The sequence below is a fragment of the Massilia pinisoli genome (assembly GCF_024753285.1).
Classification (GTDB): Bacteria; Pseudomonadota; Gammaproteobacteria; order Burkholderiales; family Burkholderiaceae_D; genus Telluria; species Telluria pinisoli.
On record NZ_JANUGW010000019.1, the window covers coordinates 70,711 to 92,611 of the forward strand.

Genomic DNA, 21,901 nt, shown 5'->3' on the forward strand with positions numbered 1-21,901 from the left:
GGCATGCACGACGCCGCTCCGATCCGTCCCGCCGTACTGCGCAGCGACGACGATGTGCCTGCGCTCCATAACCGTTTCGCTGCGGTTGACGCTCTTACGAAAGGGCATATACTGGTCTGCACTCGGTTCCAGCAGCCACGCACGAAGCGGCCGTCTGCATCGCTGTTTGCCGCCAGGAGGACTGATGCGGCACCCGTGCCGATCATGCCGGCAGTCTCGACGTCCACCTCGCGCGCCCGATGCCGAGCCGGTTCCGGGCGTTGGCCGGTTGCGTCGGGCGTAGTCGGGAGCACGGGCGACAGCGGAGGAGACATGGCAAATCGAGTCCTCATCATTTCTCCGGATACGGAGGATACCCGTACCTTGAGACGGTCGCTGGGACATGCACGCGACGGCCCTTTCGATGTGGAGAGCGTGTTCACCCTGGCGCAAGGTGTGGAGCGCATCCGCCAGGGCGGCATCGATGCGATCCTGGCGGATTTGACGCTGCCGGACAACCAGGGCCTGGCCTGCTTCGACCAACTCCACGCAGCGGCGCGGCATGTGCCGATTTTGACGCTGTGCGACCTCGACGATGAAGCGGACGCAAAGGAAGCGGTCCAGCGCGGCGCCCAGGGTTGGTTGTCGAGGGGGTACTTCGACAATTACCTCGTGCCGCAATCCTTGCGCAATATTATCGAACGCACGAAAGTCGAGCAGCGTCTGTATGTTGCCATGGCACGCGCAGAAATTACGCTGAACTCGATTGGCGATGCCGTCATCTCGACCGACATGACGGGCTGCGTCGATTACTTGAACGCCGCGGCCGAACTAATCACCGGCTGGTCGCGCAAGAAAGCGCATGGACGGCCGATCGCGGAAGTGCTCGACATCGTCGACGGCGTCACCCGCCGCCAGGTCGTCAACCCTGTCGAATACGTCCTGCAGAGCGATCGCGCAACCGGGTTGACCAGCGATGCCGTGCTTGTCGGCGTCCACGGCAAGTGCATTCCGATCGAGGATTCGGCCGCACCGATCCACGACTGGGACGGGAAGATCGTCGGTGCCGTGATGGTGTTCCGGGACATCTCGAACGCGGTGGCACTGATGTCCAAGATGCGGCACCAGGCGCAGCACGATTTCCTCACCAAACTGCCTAACCGCATCCTTCTGAACGACCGCATCAGCCAGGCGATTGCCTCGGCCAGGCGCAACAACGCCAACCCGGCACTGTTGTTCCTTGATCTGGACAAATTCAAGCATATCAACGACTCCCTGGGACACGCCGTGGGCGATCAGTTGCTTCAGGCCGTTTCGGAACGCCTCGTCAACTGCGTGCGAGCCTCCGACACCGTCAGCCGCCACGGTGGCGACGAGTTCGTGATCCTGCTGGCGGACGAACGGCAGCCGCATGACGCGGCCCTGGCGGCCGAAAAAATATTGCTCGCACTGTCGACGCCGTTCCTCATCGAAGGGCAGCAGTTGCATACGTCAACCAGTATCGGCATCAGCGTATTCCCGCTCGACGGTATGGATGCCGCCGCCCTGATCAAGAATGCCGACACCGCGATGTATCACGCCAAGGAGCACGGGCGCAATAATTACCAGTTCTTTTCCCATGACATGAATACGCGCGCCGTGGAACGGCAACTCATTGAAAACAATCTGCGCCGGGCGCTCGAAAGCCACGAATTCAGGCTGCACTACCAGCCGAAGGTCGACCTGAAAACCAACCGCATCACCGGTGTCGAAGCGCTGCTGCGCTGGGAGCACCCGGAATGGGGCTTGGTGCTGCCCGAGCGTTTCATCATGATTGCCGAGGAATGCGGCCTGATCATTCCGATCGGGCGTTGGGTATTGAATGAAGCGTGCGAGCAGGCGGTGCGCTGGCGTAACGAGGGCATTTCGCCGGTGTCGATCGCGGTCAACGTGTCGGCGCTGGAATTCCGCCATCGCGATTTTTTCGAGCACGCACTGGCCATCCTGCAGACCACCGGCGTGGACCCGACCTGCCTGCAACTCGAATTGACCGAGAGCGTGCTGATGCGCGACGTGGCGACCAGCGCCACCTTGCTGGCCCAGTTCAAGGCGATGGGCGTACAGATCGCCGTGGACGATTTCGGCACCGGCTATTCCAGCCTGAGCTACCTGAATCAATTCCCGATCGACGTGCTCAAGATCGACCAGTCGTTTGTCAGGGCGATCGATACCGCGCAGGACAGCGATGGAGGCATCGTCAGCGCGGTGATCGGCATGGGCAAGAACCTGAACCAGCGTGTCATCGCGGAGGGCGTCGAAGATGCGGGGCAGTTTGCATTCCTCGATGCGCACGGATGCAATGAGGGCCAGGGCTACTTCTTCAGCAAGCCGGTCAACGCGGGTCAGATGCAGGCGATGCTGAATACGGGCGCGTGCATCTGACCATGTCGGCGCAAGGCGGTCGTCAACGCGGCGGTCCGGCGTGGCCCGTTTTCCTCTTATTCACACGGAAGGTCCGTTTGGCGTGCGGCTTGGCTTCAGCGCCGGCGGGGGCGCGCCGGGCCAGCTGGTGCCGGTCCTCGATGTAGACAGGGTTGGATTGCTCCATGATGCCAATGGCCCGGACCGAGTCCGGTCCGGCCGCTCCGGTGAGGGTGATGACGTGGCGTCCGGGCAGGAAGGCCGATTCGTCCACGCGCGCGGGCTCATCGTGCCACCGGCCGAACAACCGCGCGAGTATCTGCCTGAGCGCGCCTCCGGAGCCCGCGTCGGGCCTGCAAGCCGCGTCGCCGGCCTCGGGCGGGCTGACGAGCGAGGTCCCGGAGCGCGGAAATCCCGAGAGGAGCAATTCGTCCAGCACGTGCTGGGCATCGCCCCGGTTGTTGAAGACTGCTGTGAGATCGTGGCGCATGACGTGCCTCTTTTCGCTTGCGGTTTCAATCAGGCCGCGGCCTTGTTCCAGACGACTTCCGTTGGGGCGGGGGACGATGCGCCTGGTATCGGCGAGGCGGCCGACGGATTCAGGCTGTCGACCATCGAGCTGGGAATCAGGATCGTCGCGCCGCGCTCCTTCGTGGTTTCGTAGATGATGTTCATGGCCCGAAGCTGCAGGGCGGCCGGATGGCCCGCGTACATGTCGGCCGCCTCGACGAATTTCCCGGCAATGGCGGCTTCGGCCGAACCAAGAATGACCCGCGCCTGTTTTTCGCGTTCGGCCTGGGCCTGGCGGGACATGGCATCCTGGAGTACGACAGGAATGGCGACATCGCGGATTTCCACCGAGCCTACCGACACCCCCCAAGGCGCCGTTTTCTTGCCGATCGCTTCCTTGAGCTGTTCATCGGCTTCCTTGCGGTCGGATAACAGCGCTGCCAGCATCGACGTGCCGATCATTTCCCGCAACGACGTCTGGGCAACCCGGTCGATCGCCTCGCGGTAATTCGTGATCGCCAACGCGGCTTTCTCGGCATCGTGGACGTGCCAGAAGATGATGGCGTCGACGTTGACGGGGACGGTATCCTTCGTCAAAGCCTGCTCGGCGTTGAAGGCGGTGGTCTGGATGCGTCCGTCGATGACCGCAACGACATTGTCGATGACGGGAACGATGGCGAACAGTCCTGCGCCTCTGACGCTTTGCAGTTTCCCCATCCTTAATATGACGAATTTTTCCCACGTGTTTGCGACCTTCAGCGACATCGCGATGATCACCGCAAGGACAATGAACGGGAACCCTAGAAACGGGTTGACCCAATAAACGAGGACCGCGCCAACGGCAAGGCTGGCGGCGGTCAGAAACGATGTGATCGGATTCATGATGGTGTCCTGTTGACGCTGTCGGTATGCTGGAGCGGGGGACTGATCAGGACCTTACGCGATCCCAGCCATGGCGTACCGCCGCTTTCACTTTGTCCCAGGTTGACGACGCGTTGCCGGCGTGCCGTGTTTTCCACGCTGCGGCCAGCGCCGGCTCGACGTCCCGCCAATCCTTGTCGCGGTCGTTCTCGCTGCGCCGGGCTTCGCTCCCGTAGAGGTAGGCCGCCATGTAATCGTCGTGCGCGGCGCTGTCCGTATCCTGGGAGGAGGCTGGGGTGGGGACGTGCAGCCTGCCGTCGTCCGGATGGACCCATTGCGAGTCCGCGCCCATCGTTGCCTCGAAGGTGTTGCCGGTCGGCGGCGAGTCGGCACTCTGGGTGCCGAAGTAGCGACTGTCTTCATGGGCGCGGCGCTGCAGGGAGCCGGGCTCGGTACCGGGAGGGTAGGTGAATCTCGTTCCAGGCACATCCGTTCCAGCATCGACACTGCCATGGGCCGGCTCGTCATCAAGGTCTTCGATGCCGATCGGACCGACACGTGCGGTATTGGCGCGGGAATAATTAGAGGCCAGCAACTCGTCGAGTACGTGCTGGGTATCGCTTCGATGAGCGAAGACTGCCTTCAATGTGTGTCGCATGGCCTGACCCCCGATGTGAGCGTTGCAAACAGGGGTAACGGGCGATGCCGGTATGCGTCATGCCGTCGAGCATGACCGCTCCCCTGTACTACTTGCGTCGTGCCGGGGGAGTGGCCATGACCGACGGCCGGTTTCCGTGCATTGCCGTTGAATTACCGCGACCACGCGGTGTGGGTCACTTCATGCAGTACGGCGCTTGAACTATAAAATCATACGCCTATTCGGCGTCCGCCGCGCGCTGTTTCGCGCGTCGTTCTTGGGCGAGGCCGGCAAAGAGGGCCGGCAGAAATGCGGGCGCCGGATCGGGCGACGGGGCATCGTGCTAGTATCGCCTTGGATGGCCATTCACGCCGCAAGGCACGGAGGCATGTGATGAGACTGATTGAAGCGGATGAGCTCAGACAATTCTCGGAAATCCTGAAGAGCCGGTCATGTTCTCTTGCGGACTTTGAACTGTACGAGCTGGATACGACGGATCCGAAAAGCGACGAATTGTCGCCGATGAAGGGCTTCGTCCAAATACGACGTAAATCCAACGATGTGGTCAGGGAATACGTGACCGGTGACGGCACCTCATGGGTTTCCGTTTTCGAAAAAGACCTGGGCACTGGCCGCTTCGGTTGAGAAAACCTTCGCAGCTTTATTGGACCGTACGGGGAGATTTCTGGCGCCACCAACAAAAACGCCGATCGGCATGGATCGGCGTTTCTGTTTGGATGTTCGTGGTGGCCCGGGGCGGAATCGAACCACCGACACAAGGATTTTCAATCCTCAGTGCGCGCGCGGAGCGCCAGGAGTGGCGTTGCCGGGTTGCCGGCTTACGGGCAGATGTTCAGGCGGCATGCCATCCTTGAACAACTGGCGGAGCTGCTGGCGCAGCTCTGGGGTATCGTCGTGATGGTGCACCGAAACCGCATGTTCGACAGCGGCTTGCAATAACTCTTCCTCGCTGTCGGCCGAGATGGCGACAGTGCAATGCGTTTCGCTTGGAAATTCCCGGCAATCGATGAATTTGCGCGTCATGATCGGCTCCTTTACTCAATGAGCGGGCAGCGTGCCCACTCGTTTCAGTATAGGCAGAAGGTGTCGTTCGCGCTGTAAAAGTGCCAGTCGTGGCCAGCGACGGGCTCGCCGAAGCACAAAACAAAAACGCCAACCTGCATGGGTTGGCGTTTTTGTTTGACTTCAGAATTCTTGGTGGCCCGGGGCGGAATCGAACCACCGACACAAGGATTTTCAATCCTCTGCTCTACCAACTGAGCTACCAGGCCAAGGCGGCGCAGTATAGCACGGGTTACGTAAAATCCATAATTTTTGTCGCGCCGGCCGGCGCCCGGTTCAGGCGCGCGCGGCCGCGCGCTCGGCGGCCCGTTCCTCGTGCTGGCGGTCGAGCGCCATGCGCAGTTCCTTGCGGCCCTTGGCTTCCTCGTAGCGGCGCTGCTCGTCCGGCGTGAACGGGCGCAGCGGCGGTACGGGGACGGGCTGCTTGTCGTCGCCCACCGCCACCATCGTGAAGAAGCAGCTGTTCACGTGGCGCACCTGCTGGGTGCGGATGTTTTCCGCGACGACCTTGATCCCGATTTCCATCGACGTGCGGCCCGTGTAGTTCACGGCCGCCAGGAACGTCACCAGCTCGCCCACGTGGATCGGCTGGCGGAACGTCACCTGGTCGACGCTCATCGTCACGACATAGGTGCCGGCATAGCGGCTGGCGCAGGCATAGGCCACCTGGTCGAGCAGCTTCAGGATGTTCCCGCCGTGTACGTTGCCGGAAAAATTCGCGGTATCCGGCGTCATCAGGACCGTCATGGTGAGTTGGTGGGCGGGGAGGTTCATGGCGTCGAGCGTAAAGATGAAAAGAATAGGACGATGTTGCCTGAGAAACTCGGTTGCGGCAACAACGCCCTGTCCTCGACGTTGCGACCGTCAGAATTCTTCCCACTCGCCGTCGACGGTGGCGGCCGCCGGCTTCGTGGCCGGTCGGGCGGCGGACCGGGTTGCCGCCGCCGCGGGCCGGCGTGCGGGCGGCAGCGCGGGTTTCGTCGCGGCCGGCTTAGGCGCAGCCGACATCGGCGCAGCGGGCCGCGTGGACGCCGGCACCGGCCCGCCGTCCACGCGGAACAGCGCCACCAGCCCGGCCAGCGCCTGCGCCTGCTCGTGCATCGCCTGCGTCGTGGCCGCCGATTCCTCGACGAGCGCCGCGTTCTGCTGGGTCACGCCATCCATCTGCACGATCGCCTCGTTGACCTGCCCGATGCCGCTGGCCTGTTCGCGGCTCGACGCGACGATCTCGTTCATGATGCCGGTGACGCGGCCGATGCTGTCGACGATGTCCTGCATCGTCTGGCCGGCCTGGCCCGCGAGGGTCGCGCCGTCGGCCACGCGCTGCGTGGACGCGTCGATCAGGTCCTTGATCTCCTTGGCGGCGGCGGCCGAGCGCTGGGCGAGGGCGCGCACCTCGGCCGCGACGACGGCGAAGCCGCGGCCTTGCTCTCCCGCGCGCGCCGCTTCCACGGCGGCGTTCAGCGCGAGGATGTTGGTCTGGAAGGCGATGCCGTCGATGACGGCGATGATGTCGACGATGCGCGCCGACGACGCATTGATCGCACCCATCGTGTCGACCAGCTGGCCGACCATCGCACCGCCCTGTTGCGCCACGCGCGCCGCGTCGCCGGCCATGCGGTTGGCTTCCTCGGCGTTGGTCGAGTTGTGGGCGACGGCCGCCGTCAATTCCTCCATCGACGACGCCGTCTCTTCCAGCGCCTGCGCCTGGTTTTCCGTGCGGTGCGACAGGTCTTGCGCGTCCCCCGTCATCGTGGCGATGGCGGCGCCGATCGTGCCCGTGCCCGCGCGCACGTCGGCGACGATGCCGGCGAGGCTCGCGCGCATGCGTTCGAGGGCGGCCATCAGGCTGTCCTTGTCGCCGCTGCGCACGGGGACGGCCACGCACAGGTTGCCGCCCGCGATCTCGGCCGCCACCTGCGCCGCCGCGGCGGGCTCGCCGCCGAGGCGCCGGAACAGGGCGCGCGCGAACAGCGTGCCGGCCGCGATGCTGAAGACGAGCGTGCCGAGGCACAGCGCGGACAGCACGCGGCTGCTGCGGTCCGCGCTCTCGAGCACGGTCGCGACGCGCGTGTCGATCTCCTTCTGCTGCAGTTCCAGCAGGACCTTGATCTGGCCGAGGTACGCGGTCACGGCGGGCATGAACTCGTCGTCGAAGACCTTGCGTGTCTCGGCGTCGTTGCCCGCCTTCTTGAGGGCCATCACGCGGTCGCGCGTGGCGATGTAGCGGTGGCGCGCCGTGCCGATGCGCTCGAAGACGGCTTGCTCCTCCGGTGTGTCGAGCAAGGCGCCCACCTGCTTCTGCAATGCGGTGGTGCGCGTCGTCGAGTCCTGCGTCTCGGCGGCGTAGTAGGTGGCCAGTTCCGGATCGGCGGAGCGCGCGATGGCGCCCGTGCGCTTGGCGGCGATCGACGTGTTCAGCAGCCAGCCGGACATGAGGCGCTCCTTGACGAGCGGGCGCTGGGTGAGGGCCTGCGTGTCGTCCGACAGGACTTGCAGGCGCCAGATGGCGATGGCCGTCGCGAGGAACGACAGCGCGATGACGACGACGAACGTGAACCTGAGCTGGTTACGGACGCTGGCGGTGGCGGATGGGATCACGTGGGCTCCTTGGCTGGTTGAGGCAACAAGACGCAATGAGAGTCCCATCCGCAGGCGTCCACCTTGACGCCGTGCAGAGTCGTGCATTTGTTTGCTCAGGAGCAAGCCGGGCAGGAACGGTCGTATCCGCCGCGAGTGAAAAGCAGGTCAGGGTGACAACGACCGTGGCCGGATAGTCAACACCCGTGTGCGCCGGCCACGTCTGCTAGGATGCCGATGATGGCTGTCCTTCTCGTCCCCGGCTTCATGGCCGATGAAACCCTGTGGGATGACGTGGTGCCGGGGCTCGCGCGCTTCGGTCCCGTCGTCCATGCCGACCTGCGCCACGACACGTCGGTCGAGGCGATGGCGCGCCGCGTCCTCGAGACGGCGCCCGAGTCGTTCCTGCTCGTCGGCTTTTCGATGGGCGGCTACGTCGCGCGCGCGATCGCGCGTCAGGCGCCTGCGCGGGTGCGGGCGCTCGTGCTGGTCGCCACGTCGACCCGCGGCGACACGGCCGCGCTGCAGAAGCGCAAGGGCGCGATCGGGAACGCGGCGCCGACGATCGCGTTCAGCGGCTTGAGCCGCACGGCCGTCGCCACGTCGCTGCATCCGAAGAACCGCGACAACGACGCGCTGATCGAACGCGTGCGCGCGATGGGCACGCGGCTCGGCGGCGACGTGTTCCGGCGCCAGTCGCTGCTGGACCGGCCGGGCGACCTGGAACGCTCGGGCGAGATCCGCTGCCCGACGCTCGTCGTGGCGGCCGCGCAGGATCAGTTGCGCAGCCTGGCGGAAGCGCGCGAGATGGCGCACGCCATTCCCGGCGCGACGCTCACCATCGTCGAGGACAGCGGCCACATGATCCCCATCGAGGCGCCGCAGCGCCTGCTCGACGTGATCGTGCCCTGGCTCGCGGCGCACGCGGACGCGTAGCGCCGCGTCATTCAGCCCCGGCCGTTGTCGCCGCCCAGAACGGCCAGCGTCGCCCGCAGCGACAGCAACGCGGCCCGTGCCCTGCGCTGTACGCGGATCATCGTTAGGCCTCGGCGCGCACGCGGCGCAGCGCGTCGGCGACACCCTGGCCGTAGGCCGGATCGGCCTTCAGGAAGTGGCCGATTTGCCGGTCCTGGGTGGCGGCGTCCGCGCCGGCCAGGCTGCCCGCGATGTTCGCGATCAGGTTGCGCCGGCCTTCGTCCGTCAGCAGGCGGAACAGGTTGCCGGCCTGCGTGAAATGGTCGTCGGTGGCGCGGGTGTCGTAGCGGCCCGCGTTGCCGTCGACCGGCCAACCGGCGTCGCCGTGGGCGAAGCCGCCCGCGGCCGGGACATCGGCGCGCACCGGATCGTAGTTCGGCGCCGCGCCGCCATTCGCGATGGCCATCGCGCCGTCGCGCTGCTGGTTGTGGAACGGGCAGCGCGGACGGTTCACCGGCAGGTGCTGGTGGTTCGTGCCGACGCGGTACAGCTGCGCATCGTGGTAGGCGAACAGGCGCGCCTGCAGCATCTTGTCCGGGCTGTAGCCCATGCCGGGCACGATGTTCGACGGCGACAGCGCGGCCTGCTCGACGTCGGCGTGGTAGTTGTCCGGATTGCGGTTCAGTTCCAGGATGCCGACGGGGACGCGCGGGAACTCGCCCTGCGGCCACACCTTCGTCAGGTCGAACGCATCCCAGCCCGTCTTCGCTTCCCAGGCGGCGCGCTGCACGTCGTCCATCACCTGGATCTCCACGCTCCAGCGGGGGAACTCACCGGTGGCGATCGCGTTGAACAGGTCGCGCTGGGCATAGTCCGGGTCGACGCCGGCCAGGCGCTGGGCTTCGGCCGCACTCAGGTTTTTAATACCCTGCAGGGTCTTGAAGTGCCACTTGACCCACACGCGCTCGCCCGCGTCGTTGATCAGGCTGTACGTGTGGCTGCCGAAGCCGTCCATGTGACGATAGCCGTCCGGCGTGCCGCGGTCCGAGAACAGGATCGTCACCTGGTGCAGGCTTTCGGGCGCGCGGCTCCAGAAATCCCACACGTTCTGCGCCGACTTCAGGTTCGTCTGCGGATCGCGCTTTTGCGTGTGGATGAAGTCGGGGAACTTGATGCCGTCCTTCAGGAAGAACGTCGGCGTGTTGTTGCCGACCAGGTCCCAGTTGCCTTCCTCCGTGTAGAAGCGGACGGCGAAACCGCGCGGATCGCGTTCCGTGTCGGCCGAACCTTTTTCTCCGCCGACGGTCGAGAAGCGCAGGAACGTTTCCGTCTGCTTGCCGATGGCCGAGAACAGCTTTGCCTTCGTGTACTTGCTGACGTCGTGCGTGACGGTGAAGGTGCCGTACGCGCCGGAACCCTTCGCGTGCACGACGCGCTCGGGGATGCGTTCGCGGTTGAAATGCTGCAGTTTTTCGATCAGGTGGAAGTCTTGCAGCAGCACGGGGCCGCGCGGGCCGGCCGTGATCGAGTTCTGGTTGTCGGCGACGGGGATGCCGGAAGCGGTGGTCAAATGGGTCATGGCGGCTCCTTCAGGGTGAAGCTATCGAGTGTTTTTAATCGATAGCTGTGATCTATTCATGACCATGGTAGAGCTTGATCTGCATCCCTGCAAACTACATGTTTATATGGATTTGATAGATAAAATTAATTGACTGTTATTTTCTGCTAGATCGGTACTATGAATATAGCCGAAAGGAGGGCGCCGCCTATCCGATGCTCGATGAGGCAACACGAAAACCGCGTCCAGGTTTCTGAAACACGCGTGATGCGGCGCTTTGCGCGCTAGGGCATCGGCCGATTCTGCGAAATCGACCGATTGAATTCGAGCCAACTATTGCCGAGCTCCGTGATCTTGTAGTCATTGCCGATACGCTGCAAAAACATGTTCGATTCCAGCCAGATGCGAATCTCCTCACTCATCATGAGCGCACCCAAGCCGGATTGAATGCTGTTGAGCACACGCACGCAGGCAAAATGCTTGAGCGCTTGTCGACCTTTCGCAGTGATCACAGGCTTGCCGTCATCATCCAGTTGAATCAGGGCAAACCGTTGCAATTCCACGGGGCACTCGGGGATCGTCATCCTGTGCATGCCGGTGTCCGCTTCAAAGCGAAGACGGTGCAGGATCGCCATCGCTGCCGTGTCGAGCGTAACAGGTCCGGTGTCGTCAGTTGAGGTTTGATGCCGGTCAACGGACGTAGACAGCGCTTCATGGATACGACGTCGCTGCGTGCGGCGTTCCTCAGGAATAGCCAGCACACGCTCGACCAGCTCCTCCTCGAGGCCACTCCGCAAGAGCAGATTTTTCGCTGCGGCGTTGCCGAAACCGCGCCGCATGGCGAACATGGTGCGCAAGATTTTTTCGGTGACGCCATCGGTACGTCGATCTCCCGAGCGTCGATCAGTGTGAGTCACGAGGGCCATGGTCGCCAAAAGAGGTTTTGATGTTTAATGATAGCAAAAAATCATTAAAATCGGAGGCCGAGGCTGCCATGCCTTAGGTTTGAAACCGTTGGCTTCGAATCGGCTTCGGCCTGTCGTGACAGTCCGCGACTTTTCACGCTCGACGAGCTGCTATGCTGAGTCAGACTTCCCCTATCTATCGTCGAACGAAGTTCACGCCAATTTGCCACCGAGAGGAATCGTTTTATGCACGGTCTATGGACCAGATTTGAAATATGGCTGTCGGAACATTGGCCAGACGGGCTTGCCAGCCTTAATCCACCGGCGACCGACGAACAAATAGCCGGCCTTCAGAAAGCGCTGGGCGTGACTTTGCCAGATGACTACGTAGCTTGCCTCAAGATCCATAACGGCCAAGCCTCGAACTCCGGAGGGATGTTCGACGGTTATGAATTTCTCTCAACGGATGAGATATTGGCTCAGTGGACGGTGTGGAAGGAACTGCTCGACGGTGGCGACTTCGCAGGTTACAAGTCGGATCCTGCGAATGGCATTCGGGGCGACTGGTGGAATGCCGGCTGGATTCCATTCACTCACAACGGTTGTGGCGATCACTTTTGCCTGGACCTTGCCCCGGACACTGCCGGCTCTCAGGGGCAGGTGATCACGATGTGGCACGATTGGGGGGAGCGAGAACGACTGTCCCCAAGTTTTGGTGCCTGGTTCACGTCGTACACAAAACGCGTATTTTCCGGCGACGTCGTTTATTCGGACGAGTACGACAGCTTGGTGAATCGCGAGGATGCCGAGTTGTCGTAGCGTGCAATCGCGTCGCCCGACACCGGGCGACGCGATGCTCATCTCAGGCCAAGGCTCAGATCACGCTCAGCTTGACGTCGATGTTGCCACGGGTGGCGTTCGAGTACGGGCACACGACGTGGGCGGCTTCGACCAGGTCTTGCGCCGCGGCGCGGTCCAGGCCCGGCAGGCTCACGGCCAGTTCCACGGCGAGGCCGAAACCGTTCGGGATCGGGCCGATCGAGACGCTGGCGTCGATCGAGGCATCGGCCGGGACGACGACTTTCTTCTGCGCGGCGACGAACTTGATGGCGCCCATGAAGCAGGCCGAGTAGCCGGCGGCGAACAGCTGTTCCGGGTTGGTCGCGTCACCTTTGCCGCCCATTTCCTTCGGCGGTGCCAGGCGAACGTCCAGCAGACCGTCGTCGGTGCGGGATTGGCCTTCGCGGCCGCCGGTCGTGTGTGCCTTGGCGGTGTACAGGACTTTTTCGAGTTTCGTGGTCATCGCATTACCCTTTCAGTGGTTGAGTTCGTACTGCATCAAATCTTCACAGCGCGCCGGCCAGCCGGTCGCGCATCGCTTTAATTTCGCCGACGAGCTTGACGACGTCCTGCACGTCGCACCCGGTCGCGCCCAGGATGCAAGCCGGGATGCCGGCCGCTTCCTTCTTCAGCGCACGCGCCCGCTCGGTCAGCCGGATCACGACGCGGCGCTCGTCCTGCGGATCGCGGGAGCGGTCGACCAAGCCCTGCGCCTCGAGGCGCTTCAGCAGCGGGGTCAACGTGCCGGAATCCAGGTACAGGCGCTCGCCGATCTCGGACACGGTCAACGCGTCACGTTCCCACAGCACCAGCAGCACGAGGTACTGCGGGTACGTCACACCCAGCTTGTCCAGGTGCGGCTTGTACACCTTCGTCATCGCCAGCGATGCCGAGTGCAGTGCGAAGCACAGCTGGTTGTCGAGGAGGAGGGCGGCGTTGTTCGTGTCCATGCGTTGAACTATAGCGCGCAATTCAATAGCGCACAATATGTTTATTTTTATGAACGTCATAGCCGGCGCCAATGATCAGCGCGGCGTGCCGAAGACTTGCGTCCAGTAGACCGTGCGGTTGCGGTTCTGCGGATTGACGGCGTACGCGGCGCCCATTTCCGTGAAGCCGGGATTCATGATGTTGGCGCAGTGGCCGGGACTGCCCAGCCACGACGAGACGGCCTCGGCGGGCGTACGCTGGCCCGACGCGATGTTTTCGCCGACGCGGCGCCAGCGGTATCCGGCGGCCGTCGCACGGTCGGGCGGCTGGCTGCCGTCAGGCTGCCTGTGGTTGAAGTAGTGCTTCTGCGCCATGTCGGCGCTGTGCGCGAGGGCGGCCTGGCCCAGTTGCAGATTCCATGTCACGGGGCCGGCCGGCCCGAACGCCTGCGTCCCGCACGTGCGCGGCTGCGCGCGCGCGGCGTTCACGAGCGCGAGGATCTGCTGTCCCGCGTCCGGCCAGTCGGGCAGCGGCGGCATCACGACGGGCCGCGCCAGCACGACCAGCCAGTTGTCGCCGACGTGCGCCGTGCCAATCGCGGCGAAGTCCGGCGCGAGCAGGATGCGGCAGTATTTCTGCCCGATCGCGTCCATCGCCGCGCGGGCATCCTCCGGCCCCGTGATCGTGATCGCCTCCGCATGCTCGGCCTCGTAGCCCGCGCGCTGCAATGCGGATTCGAGGAACGTGCCCGACGTGATGCGGATGGCGGACAGCGCGGGCTCGATGGCCAGCGCGCGCGCCGGCGCTGCGGGCCGGCCGTCGCACGTGCCGGGCGCCGCGCGGTAGGCATTGACGAGATTGGCGAGCTCGTCCGCACGCGCGGGCGCGGCGGCGAAGATGGCGGCGAGCAGAGCGGTGAATGGGACGATACGGATGGAGGCGGGCATGGATGCAGCGGCGGAAGGGGGCTGGCATCCAGATGGGGACGCCGGCGCGGAATTCCAGCGTCGACGCGCGCAGGCCGGCCGCCGTCGCCGCGACGGCAATCATCCAGCATCCGGCCCGCAGTGCGGACGCGGCAACGCCGTGTGCACCCGCCGTCCGCTCAATGCCGCAGCGCCGTCGCGGCCGCCAACTGGTTCGGCCGGTCGGGGCGGAACGCGCGTTCGGCCGGCGCGGTGTCGAAATAGGCATGCGTGCGGATGATTTTGCCGTCGCGCATCGTGAAGACATTGACCCACGGGTTCTCGTACGTGCGGCCCGTGGACTTGACGAGCCACGTCGCCTCGCCGATGACGACGACCTTGTCGTTTTCCGCGACGATGTCGTGGACGATGAAGCGCATCGGCTGCAACGCGTTGCCCAGTTCCGAGAAGAAGCGCGCGACTTCCTGCTTGCCGTGGAAATTGCCGGCGAACGGGATGGGTTCCGATTCGGGGCTGAGCCACTCCGCGTCGTCGTGGAAGCGCTCCAGCATCGGCGCGATCTCACCCTTCTGGAACAGCTGGAGGCCATTCATGATGATCTGCTTGTTCTCTTGCGCATTCATGTCTCTCTCCTTGGTCTTGGTGTGCGGCGGCGCCGCTTCATGCAGCCTAGCCCTCCGCCGCGGGAAGTCAAGCGCGTATTGTGACTTTTGGTCGTATTGATTGCGGCTGCGAGGCCTTACAATCGGGCATTCACCTCAAGGAATGTCCATGCGCCTGACCCTCATCGCCGTCGCCCTGTCCTCGCTGGCCCTGGTGCCCGCCGTCCACGCCCAGTCGCAAGTGAAGATCGGCAGCGCGTCGCCGCTGTCCGGCCCCAGCGCGCACCAGGGCAAGGACATCGAGAACGGCGCGCGCCTCGCCATCGACGACTTGAATGCGAAGGGCGCGACGATCGGCGGCAAGAAGGTCAAGTGGGTCTTGCAGGCCGAGGACGACGGCAGCGATCCGAAGCTCGGCACCGCCGTCGCGCAAAAGCTCGTGGACGGCGGCGTGGTGGCCGTCGTCGGTCACCTGAATTCCGGCACGACGGTGCCCGCCTCGAAGATCTACAACAGCGCCGGCATCCCGCAGATTTCTCCGGCCGCCACCACGCCGCTGTACACGCACCAGGGCTACAAGACGGCATTCCGCGTCGTCGCCAATGACGACCTCGTGGGCCGCGTGCTGGCGAATTATTCGATCAACACGCTGAAGGCGAAGAAGATCGCTGTCATCGACGACCGCACCGCGTTCGGCCAGGGCCTCGCCGACCAGTTCGCGAAGGACGTGAAGCGTCTCAAAGGCGCGGAGATCGTGAGTCGCCAGTTCACGAACGACCGCGCGACGGATTTCAATGCGATCCTCACGCAGATCCGCGCGCGCCGTCCCGACGTGATTTTCTACGGCGGCATGGACGCCACGGCCGGTCCGATGCTCAAGCAGATGCGCGCGTTGGGCATCGATGCGACGTTCGTGTCCGGCGATGGCGTGTGTTCGGAAAAGCTGCCGCAGCTGGCGGGCAGCGCGCTCGGCGACGACAAGGTGGTGTGCGTCGTCGCGGGCGGTGTCGACGCGCCGCTGGAGGCGGGTATGGCGGCCTTCGCGGACCGCTATCGGAAGCGCTACGGCATCTCGTTCCAGACGTACGCGCCGTACGCGTACGACGCAACGATGGCGTTCGCCGCCGCCATGCGCGAGGCGGGATCGTCCGATCCAATAAAATTCCTGCCGGCGCTCGCGCGCATCAAGTACCAGGGCATCACGGGCACCATCGCGTTCGATGCGAACGGCGACTTGCGCGATGCGGCCCTCACGCTGTACACGTACCGCAAGGGCCAGCTGACGAAGCTGCGCGTGGTGCGCGACAGCGTGGACGGCGGCGCGCGCTGAACGCCGCCGCGCGCGTCATTCAATCCGTCACGACGTGCCAGACGTTCATCTTCTTGTCGCCTTCGCGCTCCCCCGCCTTTTTATCCTTGACGAACGTGTACAGCGGCTTGCCGTGGTAGGCCAGCTGCTTGGTGCCGTCGTCGCGCACGACGGTGGAGTAGGGTGCGGATAGGGGCGCGTCGCCTGCCTTCACGGCCGGCCAGTTTTCCGCGCACTGGCCCGCGCAGGCGCTCTTGCCGCTGCCGGCGACGTCCTTGTCGAACGTGTAGACCGTCATGCCGTGCGCATCGACGAGGATGCCGTTCATCTTCTTCACGGGGAGCGGGTCGGCGGCGTGGGCGGACAGGGCGAGCAGGGCGGACAGGCAGGCAATACCAAGGTTCACGGCTTTCATGGAATCTCCTTTGAAAACATCGGACATCGGTTGTAGGGACTGCCCGGTCATTCTAGACCAAGCCGGAAGAGGTCCGCGCGCTACAAAGCCGGCTATAATGCGCGACCCCTTCCGTCCAACCTGATAGCCCTCCATGTCCCTCGACTGGTTCGCGCCGGCGCAATGCGTCGGCTACATCGCGTTCGTCCTCGGCGTCGCCTCGTTCACGCAAAAGGACGACCGTCGCTTCAAGATGTTCATGGCCGCCGAATGCCTGGCCTACATCGTCCACTTCGCGCTGCTCGGCAACCCGACGGCCGTCGCCAGCTCGACCATGTCGCTGCTGCGCTCCGTGCTGGCGCTGTACACGCGCTCGCGCTGGGTGGCGGCGGGCGTCGTCGCGATGAACGTCGTGCTCGGGCTGTCGCTCGCCACGCGCATGACGGACTGGCTGCCGCTCGCCGCATCGTGCGTCGGCACGCTCGCGCTGTTCCTGCTGCGCGGCGTCCCCATGCGGCTCATGATGCTGGGCGGGACGTTCCTGTGGATCGCGAATAACGTGATCGCCGGCTCGATCGGCGGCACGGCCCTGGAAATCGTCATCGCGCTCGTCAACGGCACGACGATCTGGCGGATGGCGCGGGTGGGGCGCGTCGCGCAGCCGGCCTGAGCGCCGTCAACGCCGGACGTTTTGTGCGGCGCGGCGATCGGGGATAATGACGCCTCGATCCGCTTTCGTTATCGGCAATGGAATTCACTCACGACGACATCAGGCGCCAGTTCGATCCCGGCACGTTCGCCCGCGGCGAGGATTACGCCCGGCGCGACCGCGTGATCAGCCTCGAACTGGAGGGGCTCGACAGGCTCCATGGCGAAGTCGAAGGCAGCGGCGGCAGCCGCTACGTGCAGTCGATCCGCGTCGCGCAAGGCAAGTCCGGCATCCAGTTCAAGGGCGACTGCAGCTGTCCCATGACGCGCAACTGCAAGCACGTCGTCGCCGTGCTGCTGGCCGAGCTGTCGTACCGCGCGCAGGACGTGCCGGTGGCGGCCGAGCGCTGGCTGCGCAGCCTCGCCGAGGCCCGCGCGTACGCGCGCGAAATGCAAATCCTGGCGCGCGACACGTCCATCCAGCTCGCGTACGTGCTCGTCCCGGAACGCAAAGGCGCGGCGCCGGCACTGCATGCGTACACCCTCCGGCTGCGCGACGACGGCACCGTCGCCGAGGCCCTCCTCGAGACCGATGCGGCGCGCATGATGGCCGGCAGGCCGCCGCACCCTGGACGCGAGCACGACGAGTCGCTGCACCTGCTGGTCGCGATGCAGCTGGCCCACGGCACGGGCAGACCCACGGGCACGTTCGGCGCGGCACTGCTGGCGCGGCTGTGCGCCGAGGGACGGCTGTGGCGCGCCGGCTCGTTGAAGGCGGCCAGGTATGGCCACCTAGAGCGGATCGTGCCGGGCCCGCGGCGGCAGATGATGCCCGCCTGGCTGGAGGATGGTGTGGACCGCGGCACGGTGACGCTGGCCTGGCGCGTTGACGGCGGGGACATACCGGAGTGCACATTTCCGACCGATCCGCTGTACTACCTGGACGGTCTCGCGCTCGGCGTGCTCGACGTGCCCGCACAGTTTGCCGGCATTCCGTCCGCGGCCGTGCTGGACCTCGTCGCGCAGGCGCCGACGCTGCGCGCGGACCAGCGCACGGCCGTGGCGAGCGTCCTCGTCGACATGGGCCTGGACGATTTCATGCCGCCGCCCGCCGCGCTGGCGGTGCACGAGCGGCGCGACGTCGTGCCCGTGCCGCACCTGCTGCTCGACAGCCTGCAGGTGCCGGCGCGGCGCGAGTGGGTCTGGCGCAACGTCGCCGTGCTGTCGTTCGATTATGGCGGGCTGTCGACGGAAGGCATCGACGAACACGTGCTGCGCAACGCGACGGCGGACGGCGTCGAGGTGATCGTGCGCGACCGCGGCGCGGAAGCGGCCGCCGGCGCCTGGCTGGCCGCGTCCGGCTTCGTCGCGCCGCCGCCGGACGCACCCGCGCTCGACGGCTGGCCGGACGTGCTGGAGTTGCCGGACGAAGCCGCGTGGCTCGCCTTCGTGCGCGACGAATTGCCGCGCCTGCGCGACGCCGGCTGGGTGGTCGAAGTCGGCAGCGATTTCCGCTACGACCTGGCGGAGGTGGACGAGTGGTACGTCGAGGTGGACGAGGATGCATCGGGCGGCAACGGCTGGTTCGACCTGGAACTCGGCATCGTCGTCGGGGACGAGCGCCATCCGCTGCTGCCGTTGCTGCTGGCGATGATCCGGGCGGCACCGCGCGAATTCGATGCCGCTGCGCTGGCCGCGCGCGCGGACGACGCCGAGCTGCTCGTCGCGCTGTCCGACAGGCAGCGCGTGGCCCTGCCGTGGCGCCGCGTAAAACCCATCCTGGCCACGTTGGGCGAACTGTATTTCAGCGACCGCATCGGCGCGAAGATCCACCTGCCCGCGATGGATGCCGCGCGCCTCGCCGAGCTGGAACGGGCGGCGCGGATGCGCTGGCTGGGCGGCGAGCGCCTGCGCGAACTGGGCCGCAAGCTGCACGACTTCGACGGCATCCGCCCCGTGGACGTCCCGGCCGGCCTGAACGCGGAACTGCGCGGCTACCAGCGTGCGGGCCTCGACTGGATGCAATTCCTGCGCGCATACGGTTTCGGCGGCATCCTCGCCGACGACATGGGACTCGGCAAGACGATCCAGACGCTGGCGCACATCCTCGCCGAAAAGGAGGCGGGCCGGCTCGACGCGCCGGCGCTCGTCGTGGCGCCGACGACCTTGATGGGCAACTGGCAGGCGGAAGCGGCGCGCTTCACGCCCGGCCTGCGCGTGCTCCTGCTGCACGGCAAGGACCGCAAGACCCTGTTCGACCGGGTGGGCGAGGCGGACGTCGTGCTCACCACGTATGCGCTGCTGGGGCGCGACGAGGCGGCGCTGCGCCGTCACCGCTACCACCTGCTGATCCTCGACGAAGCCCAGTACATCAAGAACAGCCGGTCGAAGGCCGCGCAGACGGCGCGCCTGCTCGACGCGCGCCACCGCCTCTGCCTGACAGGCACGCCGGTGCAGAACCACCTGGGCGAATTGTGGTCGCAGTTCCATTTCCTGATGCCGGGCCTGCTGGCCGACGAGAAACAGTTCAATGCGGCGTACCGCAAGCCGATCGAGTTGCAGGGCGACGTCCTGCGCCAGGATTTATTGGCGCGGCGCCTGAAGCCGTTCATGCTGCGCCGGACCAAGGACAAGGTCGCAACGGAGCTGCCGCCGAAGACGGAAGTCGTGTTGCCCATCGACCTCGACGGCGCGCAGCGCGACCTGTACGAGACGGTGCGCGTGGCGATGGACGCGAAGGTCCGCGACGCGGTCGACCGCAAGGGCCTGGCGCGCAGCCAGATCGTGATCCTCGACGCGCTGCTGAAGCTGCGCCAGGCCTGCTGCGATCCGCGCCTGCTCGACCCCGCTTCCAAGGCCGGCTCCGCGAAGCTGGACGCGCTGCTGGAATTGCTCGACACCTTGCTGAGCGAAGGCCGCAGCGTGCTCGTGTTTTCCCAATTCACCAGCATGCTCGCCCTGATCGAGGACGCGTTGCGCGCGCGTGGCATCGACTATGCGCTTCTGACGGGCGACACGGTCGACCGCGCCGCCCCCGTGGCCGCGTTCCAGCGGCGCGACGTCGGCGTGTTCCTGATCAGCTTGAAGGCGGGCGGCGTGGGCCTGAACCTGACGGCGGCCGATACCGTCATCCACTACGACCCGTGGTGGAATCCCGCGAGCGAAAACCAGGCGACCGACCGCGCCTGGCGCATCGGCCAGGAGCAGCCGGTGTTCGTCTACAAGCTGATCGCGCGCGGCACGCTCGAAGAAAAAATCCAGGAGATGCAGCGCCGCAAGGGAGAACTGGCCAATACCGTGCTCGAGGCGGAGGCCGGACTCGCCGCCGCGATCGGACCGGACGATTTGCGTATGCTGTTCGCGCAACCGTAGCCGCGCACACCGTGCACTAGCGTACGGACGCCCGTGTCCGCGGCAGGCATCCTGAACCCATGATCAATCGCTGACGAAAGGAGAACGATCATGGGTAAATACTTCCTCGCGTGGATCCTGGGTGTGCCGGCAATCGTCCTGGTCATCCTGTACCTGTTCTTCCACTGATTGCAGTGCCCGCGGTAAGTCAACGACGCCACCCTCGCACGGTGGCGTCGTCGTTGATGGATCACGCCAGTGCGATGCTGACGTCGATATTTCCGCGTGACATTTTTACAGGTGGTCGACGGCGATGACGGCGTCGGCGAACGCGCCCGGTGCTTCCTGCGGGAGGTTGTGTCCCGCGCCGCCCTTGATCAGCTCATGCTTGTACTTCCCCGTGAAGCGCTTGGCGTACGCGGCGGGCTCCGGGTGCGGCGCGCCGTTCGCGTCGCCTTCCAGCGTGATCGTCGGCACGGTGATTGCCGGGAACCGCGCCAGGCGCGCTTCCAGCGGTGCGTATTTCGCCTCGCCCTGTGCCAGCCCCAGGCGCCAGCGATAGTTGTGGACGGTGATGGCCACGTGGTCCGGGTTCTCCAGCGCAGCGGCGCTGCGGTCGAACGTGCGGTCGTCGAAATGCCACTGCGGCGAGGCGGTCTGCCAGATCAGCTTGGCGAAATCGTGGTGGTTCTTTTCGTAGCCGACCCGGCCGCGCTCGGTGGCGAAGTAGAACTGGTACCACCATTGCTGCTCGGCGGCGGGCGGCAGCGGCTGCTTGCCGCTGTCCTGGCTGCCGATCAGGTAGCCGCTCACGGACACGAGGCCCTTGACGCGCTCCGGCCACAGCGCCGCGACGATGTCCGCGCTGCGTGCGCCCCAGTCGTAGCCGGCCAGGATCGCCTTGTCGATCTTCAGCGCATCCATCAGCGCGACGACGTCTTCCGCCAGCGCGGCCGGTTCGCCGTTGCGCACGGCGTTCTTGTCGAGGAAGCGCGTGGTGCCGTAGCCGCGCAAATGGGGCACGATGACGCGGTAGCCGGCCTGCGTCAGCCGCGGCACGACGTCGACGTAGCTGTGGATGTCGTAGGGCCAGCCGTGCAGCAGGATCACGACGGGACCGTTGGCCGGGCCCGCGTCCACGTAGCCGACGTTCAGCACGCCGGCGTCGATCTGCTTGATGTTCTGGAAGGCGGCCGGTGCGGACGTTTGCGCCTGGGCGGCGCCCAGGCTCAGGACGGTGAGGGCGGCTGCGCCGATGGCGTTGCGGACGATGTGCTTGTTCATGGATTCCTCCGGTCAGGTCAGTGGCTGGTCGAATTACTTATTGCGATAATCATTATGGCGATAAATGTATCCGACGCGGCGGCGTTTTGCAAGAACAAAACCGTTATTTCGATAATTATTTTTCGCACCCCCGTTTTAATGTGACCGGCAGCAAGTATTGCTCGTTACAATCGGCGTCGATACTTAACA

General features: G+C 65.2%; 21 protein-coding genes and 1 tRNA gene. 7 read left to right on the forward strand and 15 right to left on the reverse strand.

Features of this window, described 5'->3' with window-relative positions:
- The first annotated feature begins 312 nt into the window (after positions 1-312).
- Complete coding sequence (locus NX784_RS21695; protein ID WP_258818776.1) at positions 313-2,400, forward strand: putative bifunctional diguanylate cyclase/phosphodiesterase; 2,088 nt, start codon at positions 313-315, stop codon at positions 2,398-2,400.
- A 22-nt stretch (positions 2,401-2,422) separates the two neighbouring features.
- On the opposite strand, the gene NX784_RS21700 is transcribed toward NX784_RS21695, so the two are convergent.
- The 3 genes from NX784_RS21700 to NX784_RS21710 are packed head-to-tail and all read right to left on the reverse strand — an operon-like array spanning position 2,423 to position 4,408.
- Positions 2,423-2,869 carry a hypothetical protein gene (locus NX784_RS21700; RefSeq protein WP_258818777.1) on the reverse strand — a complete coding sequence of 149 codons (447 nt, stop codon included), beginning with the start codon at positions 2,867-2,869 and terminating at the stop codon, positions 2,423-2,425.
- Positions 2,870-2,898: 29 nt separating this feature from the next.
- Positions 2,899-3,771 (reverse strand): slipin family protein, encoded by an 873-nt coding sequence (locus tag NX784_RS21705; RefSeq protein WP_258818778.1) that lies wholly within the window; start codon positions 3,769-3,771, stop codon positions 2,899-2,901.
- A 46-nt stretch (positions 3,772-3,817) separates the two neighbouring features.
- Positions 3,818-4,408, reverse strand: coding sequence for a hypothetical protein (locus tag NX784_RS21710; protein WP_258818779.1), 591 nt, complete (start codon positions 4,406-4,408; stop codon positions 3,818-3,820).
- Positions 4,409-4,780: 372 nt separating this feature from the next.
- On the opposite strand from NX784_RS21710, the gene NX784_RS21715 reads away from it, so the two are divergent.
- A complete protein-coding gene (locus NX784_RS21715) occupies positions 4,781-5,032 on the forward strand; it encodes a transcriptional regulator (RefSeq protein ID WP_258818780.1) in 252 nt (83 codons plus the stop codon).
- A 147-nt stretch (positions 5,033-5,179) separates the two neighbouring features.
- Here the strand turns inward: NX784_RS21715 and NX784_RS21720 are convergent, their stop codons facing one another.
- From NX784_RS21720 to NX784_RS28860, 4 genes are all read right to left on the reverse strand, one after another.
- Complete coding sequence (locus NX784_RS21720) at positions 5,180-5,431, reverse strand: DUF1059 domain-containing protein (protein ID WP_258818781.1); 252 nt, start codon at positions 5,429-5,431, stop codon at positions 5,180-5,182.
- Between the two features lie 172 nt (positions 5,432-5,603).
- A tRNA-Phe gene (locus tag NX784_RS21725) sits at positions 5,604-5,679 on the reverse strand.
- Between the two features lie 67 nt (positions 5,680-5,746).
- Positions 5,747-6,244: an acyl-CoA thioesterase gene (locus NX784_RS21730; protein ID WP_258818782.1), complete on the reverse strand. Its 498-nt coding sequence runs from the start codon at positions 6,242-6,244 to the stop codon at positions 5,747-5,749.
- A gap of 90 nt (positions 6,245-6,334) precedes the next feature.
- Entirely contained in the window at positions 6,335-8,071 is a 1,737-nt protein-coding gene (locus NX784_RS28860; RefSeq protein WP_370662960.1) for a methyl-accepting chemotaxis protein, read from the reverse strand.
- Positions 8,072-8,287: 216 nt separating this feature from the next.
- Between NX784_RS28860 and NX784_RS21745 the strand changes: the two genes are divergently transcribed.
- On the forward strand, positions 8,288-8,986 hold the full coding sequence (locus NX784_RS21745) for an alpha/beta fold hydrolase (protein WP_258818783.1): 699 nt from the start codon (positions 8,288-8,290) through the stop codon (positions 8,984-8,986).
- 103 nt (positions 8,987-9,089) lie between these two features.
- Here NX784_RS21745 and NX784_RS21750 read toward each other — a convergent pair whose 3' ends face one another.
- Positions 9,090-10,544 carry a catalase gene (locus NX784_RS21750; protein ID WP_258818784.1) on the reverse strand — a complete coding sequence of 485 codons (1,455 nt, stop codon included), beginning with the start codon at positions 10,542-10,544 and terminating at the stop codon, positions 9,090-9,092.
- 263 nt (positions 10,545-10,807) lie between these two features.
- Positions 10,808-11,449, reverse strand: a complete 642-nt coding sequence (locus tag NX784_RS21755) for a hypothetical protein (protein WP_258818785.1) — start codon at positions 11,447-11,449, stop codon at positions 10,808-10,810.
- A 225-nt stretch (positions 11,450-11,674) separates the two neighbouring features.
- On the opposite strand from NX784_RS21755, the gene NX784_RS21760 reads away from it, so the two are divergent.
- A complete protein-coding gene (locus NX784_RS21760; protein WP_258818786.1) occupies positions 11,675-12,247 on the forward strand; it encodes an SMI1/KNR4 family protein in 573 nt (190 codons plus the stop codon).
- 55 nt (positions 12,248-12,302) lie between these two features.
- Here NX784_RS21760 and NX784_RS21765 read toward each other — a convergent pair whose 3' ends face one another.
- The 4 genes from NX784_RS21765 to NX784_RS21780 form a co-directional block, all read right to left on the reverse strand.
- Positions 12,303-12,731, reverse strand: coding sequence for an organic hydroperoxide resistance protein (locus NX784_RS21765; RefSeq protein ID WP_258818787.1), 429 nt, complete (start codon positions 12,729-12,731; stop codon positions 12,303-12,305).
- A gap of 43 nt (positions 12,732-12,774) precedes the next feature.
- Complete coding sequence (locus NX784_RS21770; RefSeq protein WP_258818788.1) at positions 12,775-13,218, reverse strand: MarR family winged helix-turn-helix transcriptional regulator; 444 nt, start codon at positions 13,216-13,218, stop codon at positions 12,775-12,777.
- Positions 13,219-13,293: 75 nt separating this feature from the next.
- Positions 13,294-14,145, reverse strand: coding sequence for a CAP domain-containing protein (locus NX784_RS21775; RefSeq protein ID WP_258818789.1), 852 nt, complete (start codon positions 14,143-14,145; stop codon positions 13,294-13,296).
- A 158-nt stretch (positions 14,146-14,303) separates the two neighbouring features.
- Positions 14,304-14,747: a nuclear transport factor 2 family protein gene (locus NX784_RS21780; protein ID WP_258818790.1), complete on the reverse strand. Its 444-nt coding sequence runs from the start codon at positions 14,745-14,747 to the stop codon at positions 14,304-14,306.
- 142 nt (positions 14,748-14,889) lie between these two features.
- On the opposite strand from NX784_RS21780, the gene NX784_RS21785 reads away from it, so the two are divergent.
- Positions 14,890-16,056 (forward strand): branched-chain amino acid ABC transporter substrate-binding protein, encoded by a 1,167-nt coding sequence (locus NX784_RS21785; protein WP_258818791.1) that lies wholly within the window; start codon positions 14,890-14,892, stop codon positions 16,054-16,056.
- A 19-nt stretch (positions 16,057-16,075) separates the two neighbouring features.
- Here NX784_RS21785 and NX784_RS21790 read toward each other — a convergent pair whose 3' ends face one another.
- Complete coding sequence (locus NX784_RS21790; protein ID WP_258818792.1) at positions 16,076-16,450, reverse strand: COG4315 family predicted lipoprotein; 375 nt, start codon at positions 16,448-16,450, stop codon at positions 16,076-16,078.
- 133 nt (positions 16,451-16,583) lie between these two features.
- On the opposite strand from NX784_RS21790, the gene NX784_RS21795 reads away from it, so the two are divergent.
- Entirely contained in the window at positions 16,584-17,099 is a 516-nt protein-coding gene (locus NX784_RS21795) for a YgjV family protein (protein ID WP_258818793.1), read from the forward strand.
- Between the two features lie 77 nt (positions 17,100-17,176).
- Positions 17,177-20,449, forward strand: coding sequence for a DEAD/DEAH box helicase (locus NX784_RS21800; RefSeq protein WP_258818794.1), 3,273 nt, complete (start codon positions 17,177-17,179; stop codon positions 20,447-20,449).
- A gap of 273 nt (positions 20,450-20,722) precedes the next feature.
- Here NX784_RS21800 and NX784_RS21805 read toward each other — a convergent pair whose 3' ends face one another.
- Positions 20,723-21,712: an alpha/beta fold hydrolase gene (locus NX784_RS21805; RefSeq protein ID WP_258818795.1), complete on the reverse strand. Its 990-nt coding sequence runs from the start codon at positions 21,710-21,712 to the stop codon at positions 20,723-20,725.
- Positions 21,713-21,901 lie beyond the last annotated feature (189 nt).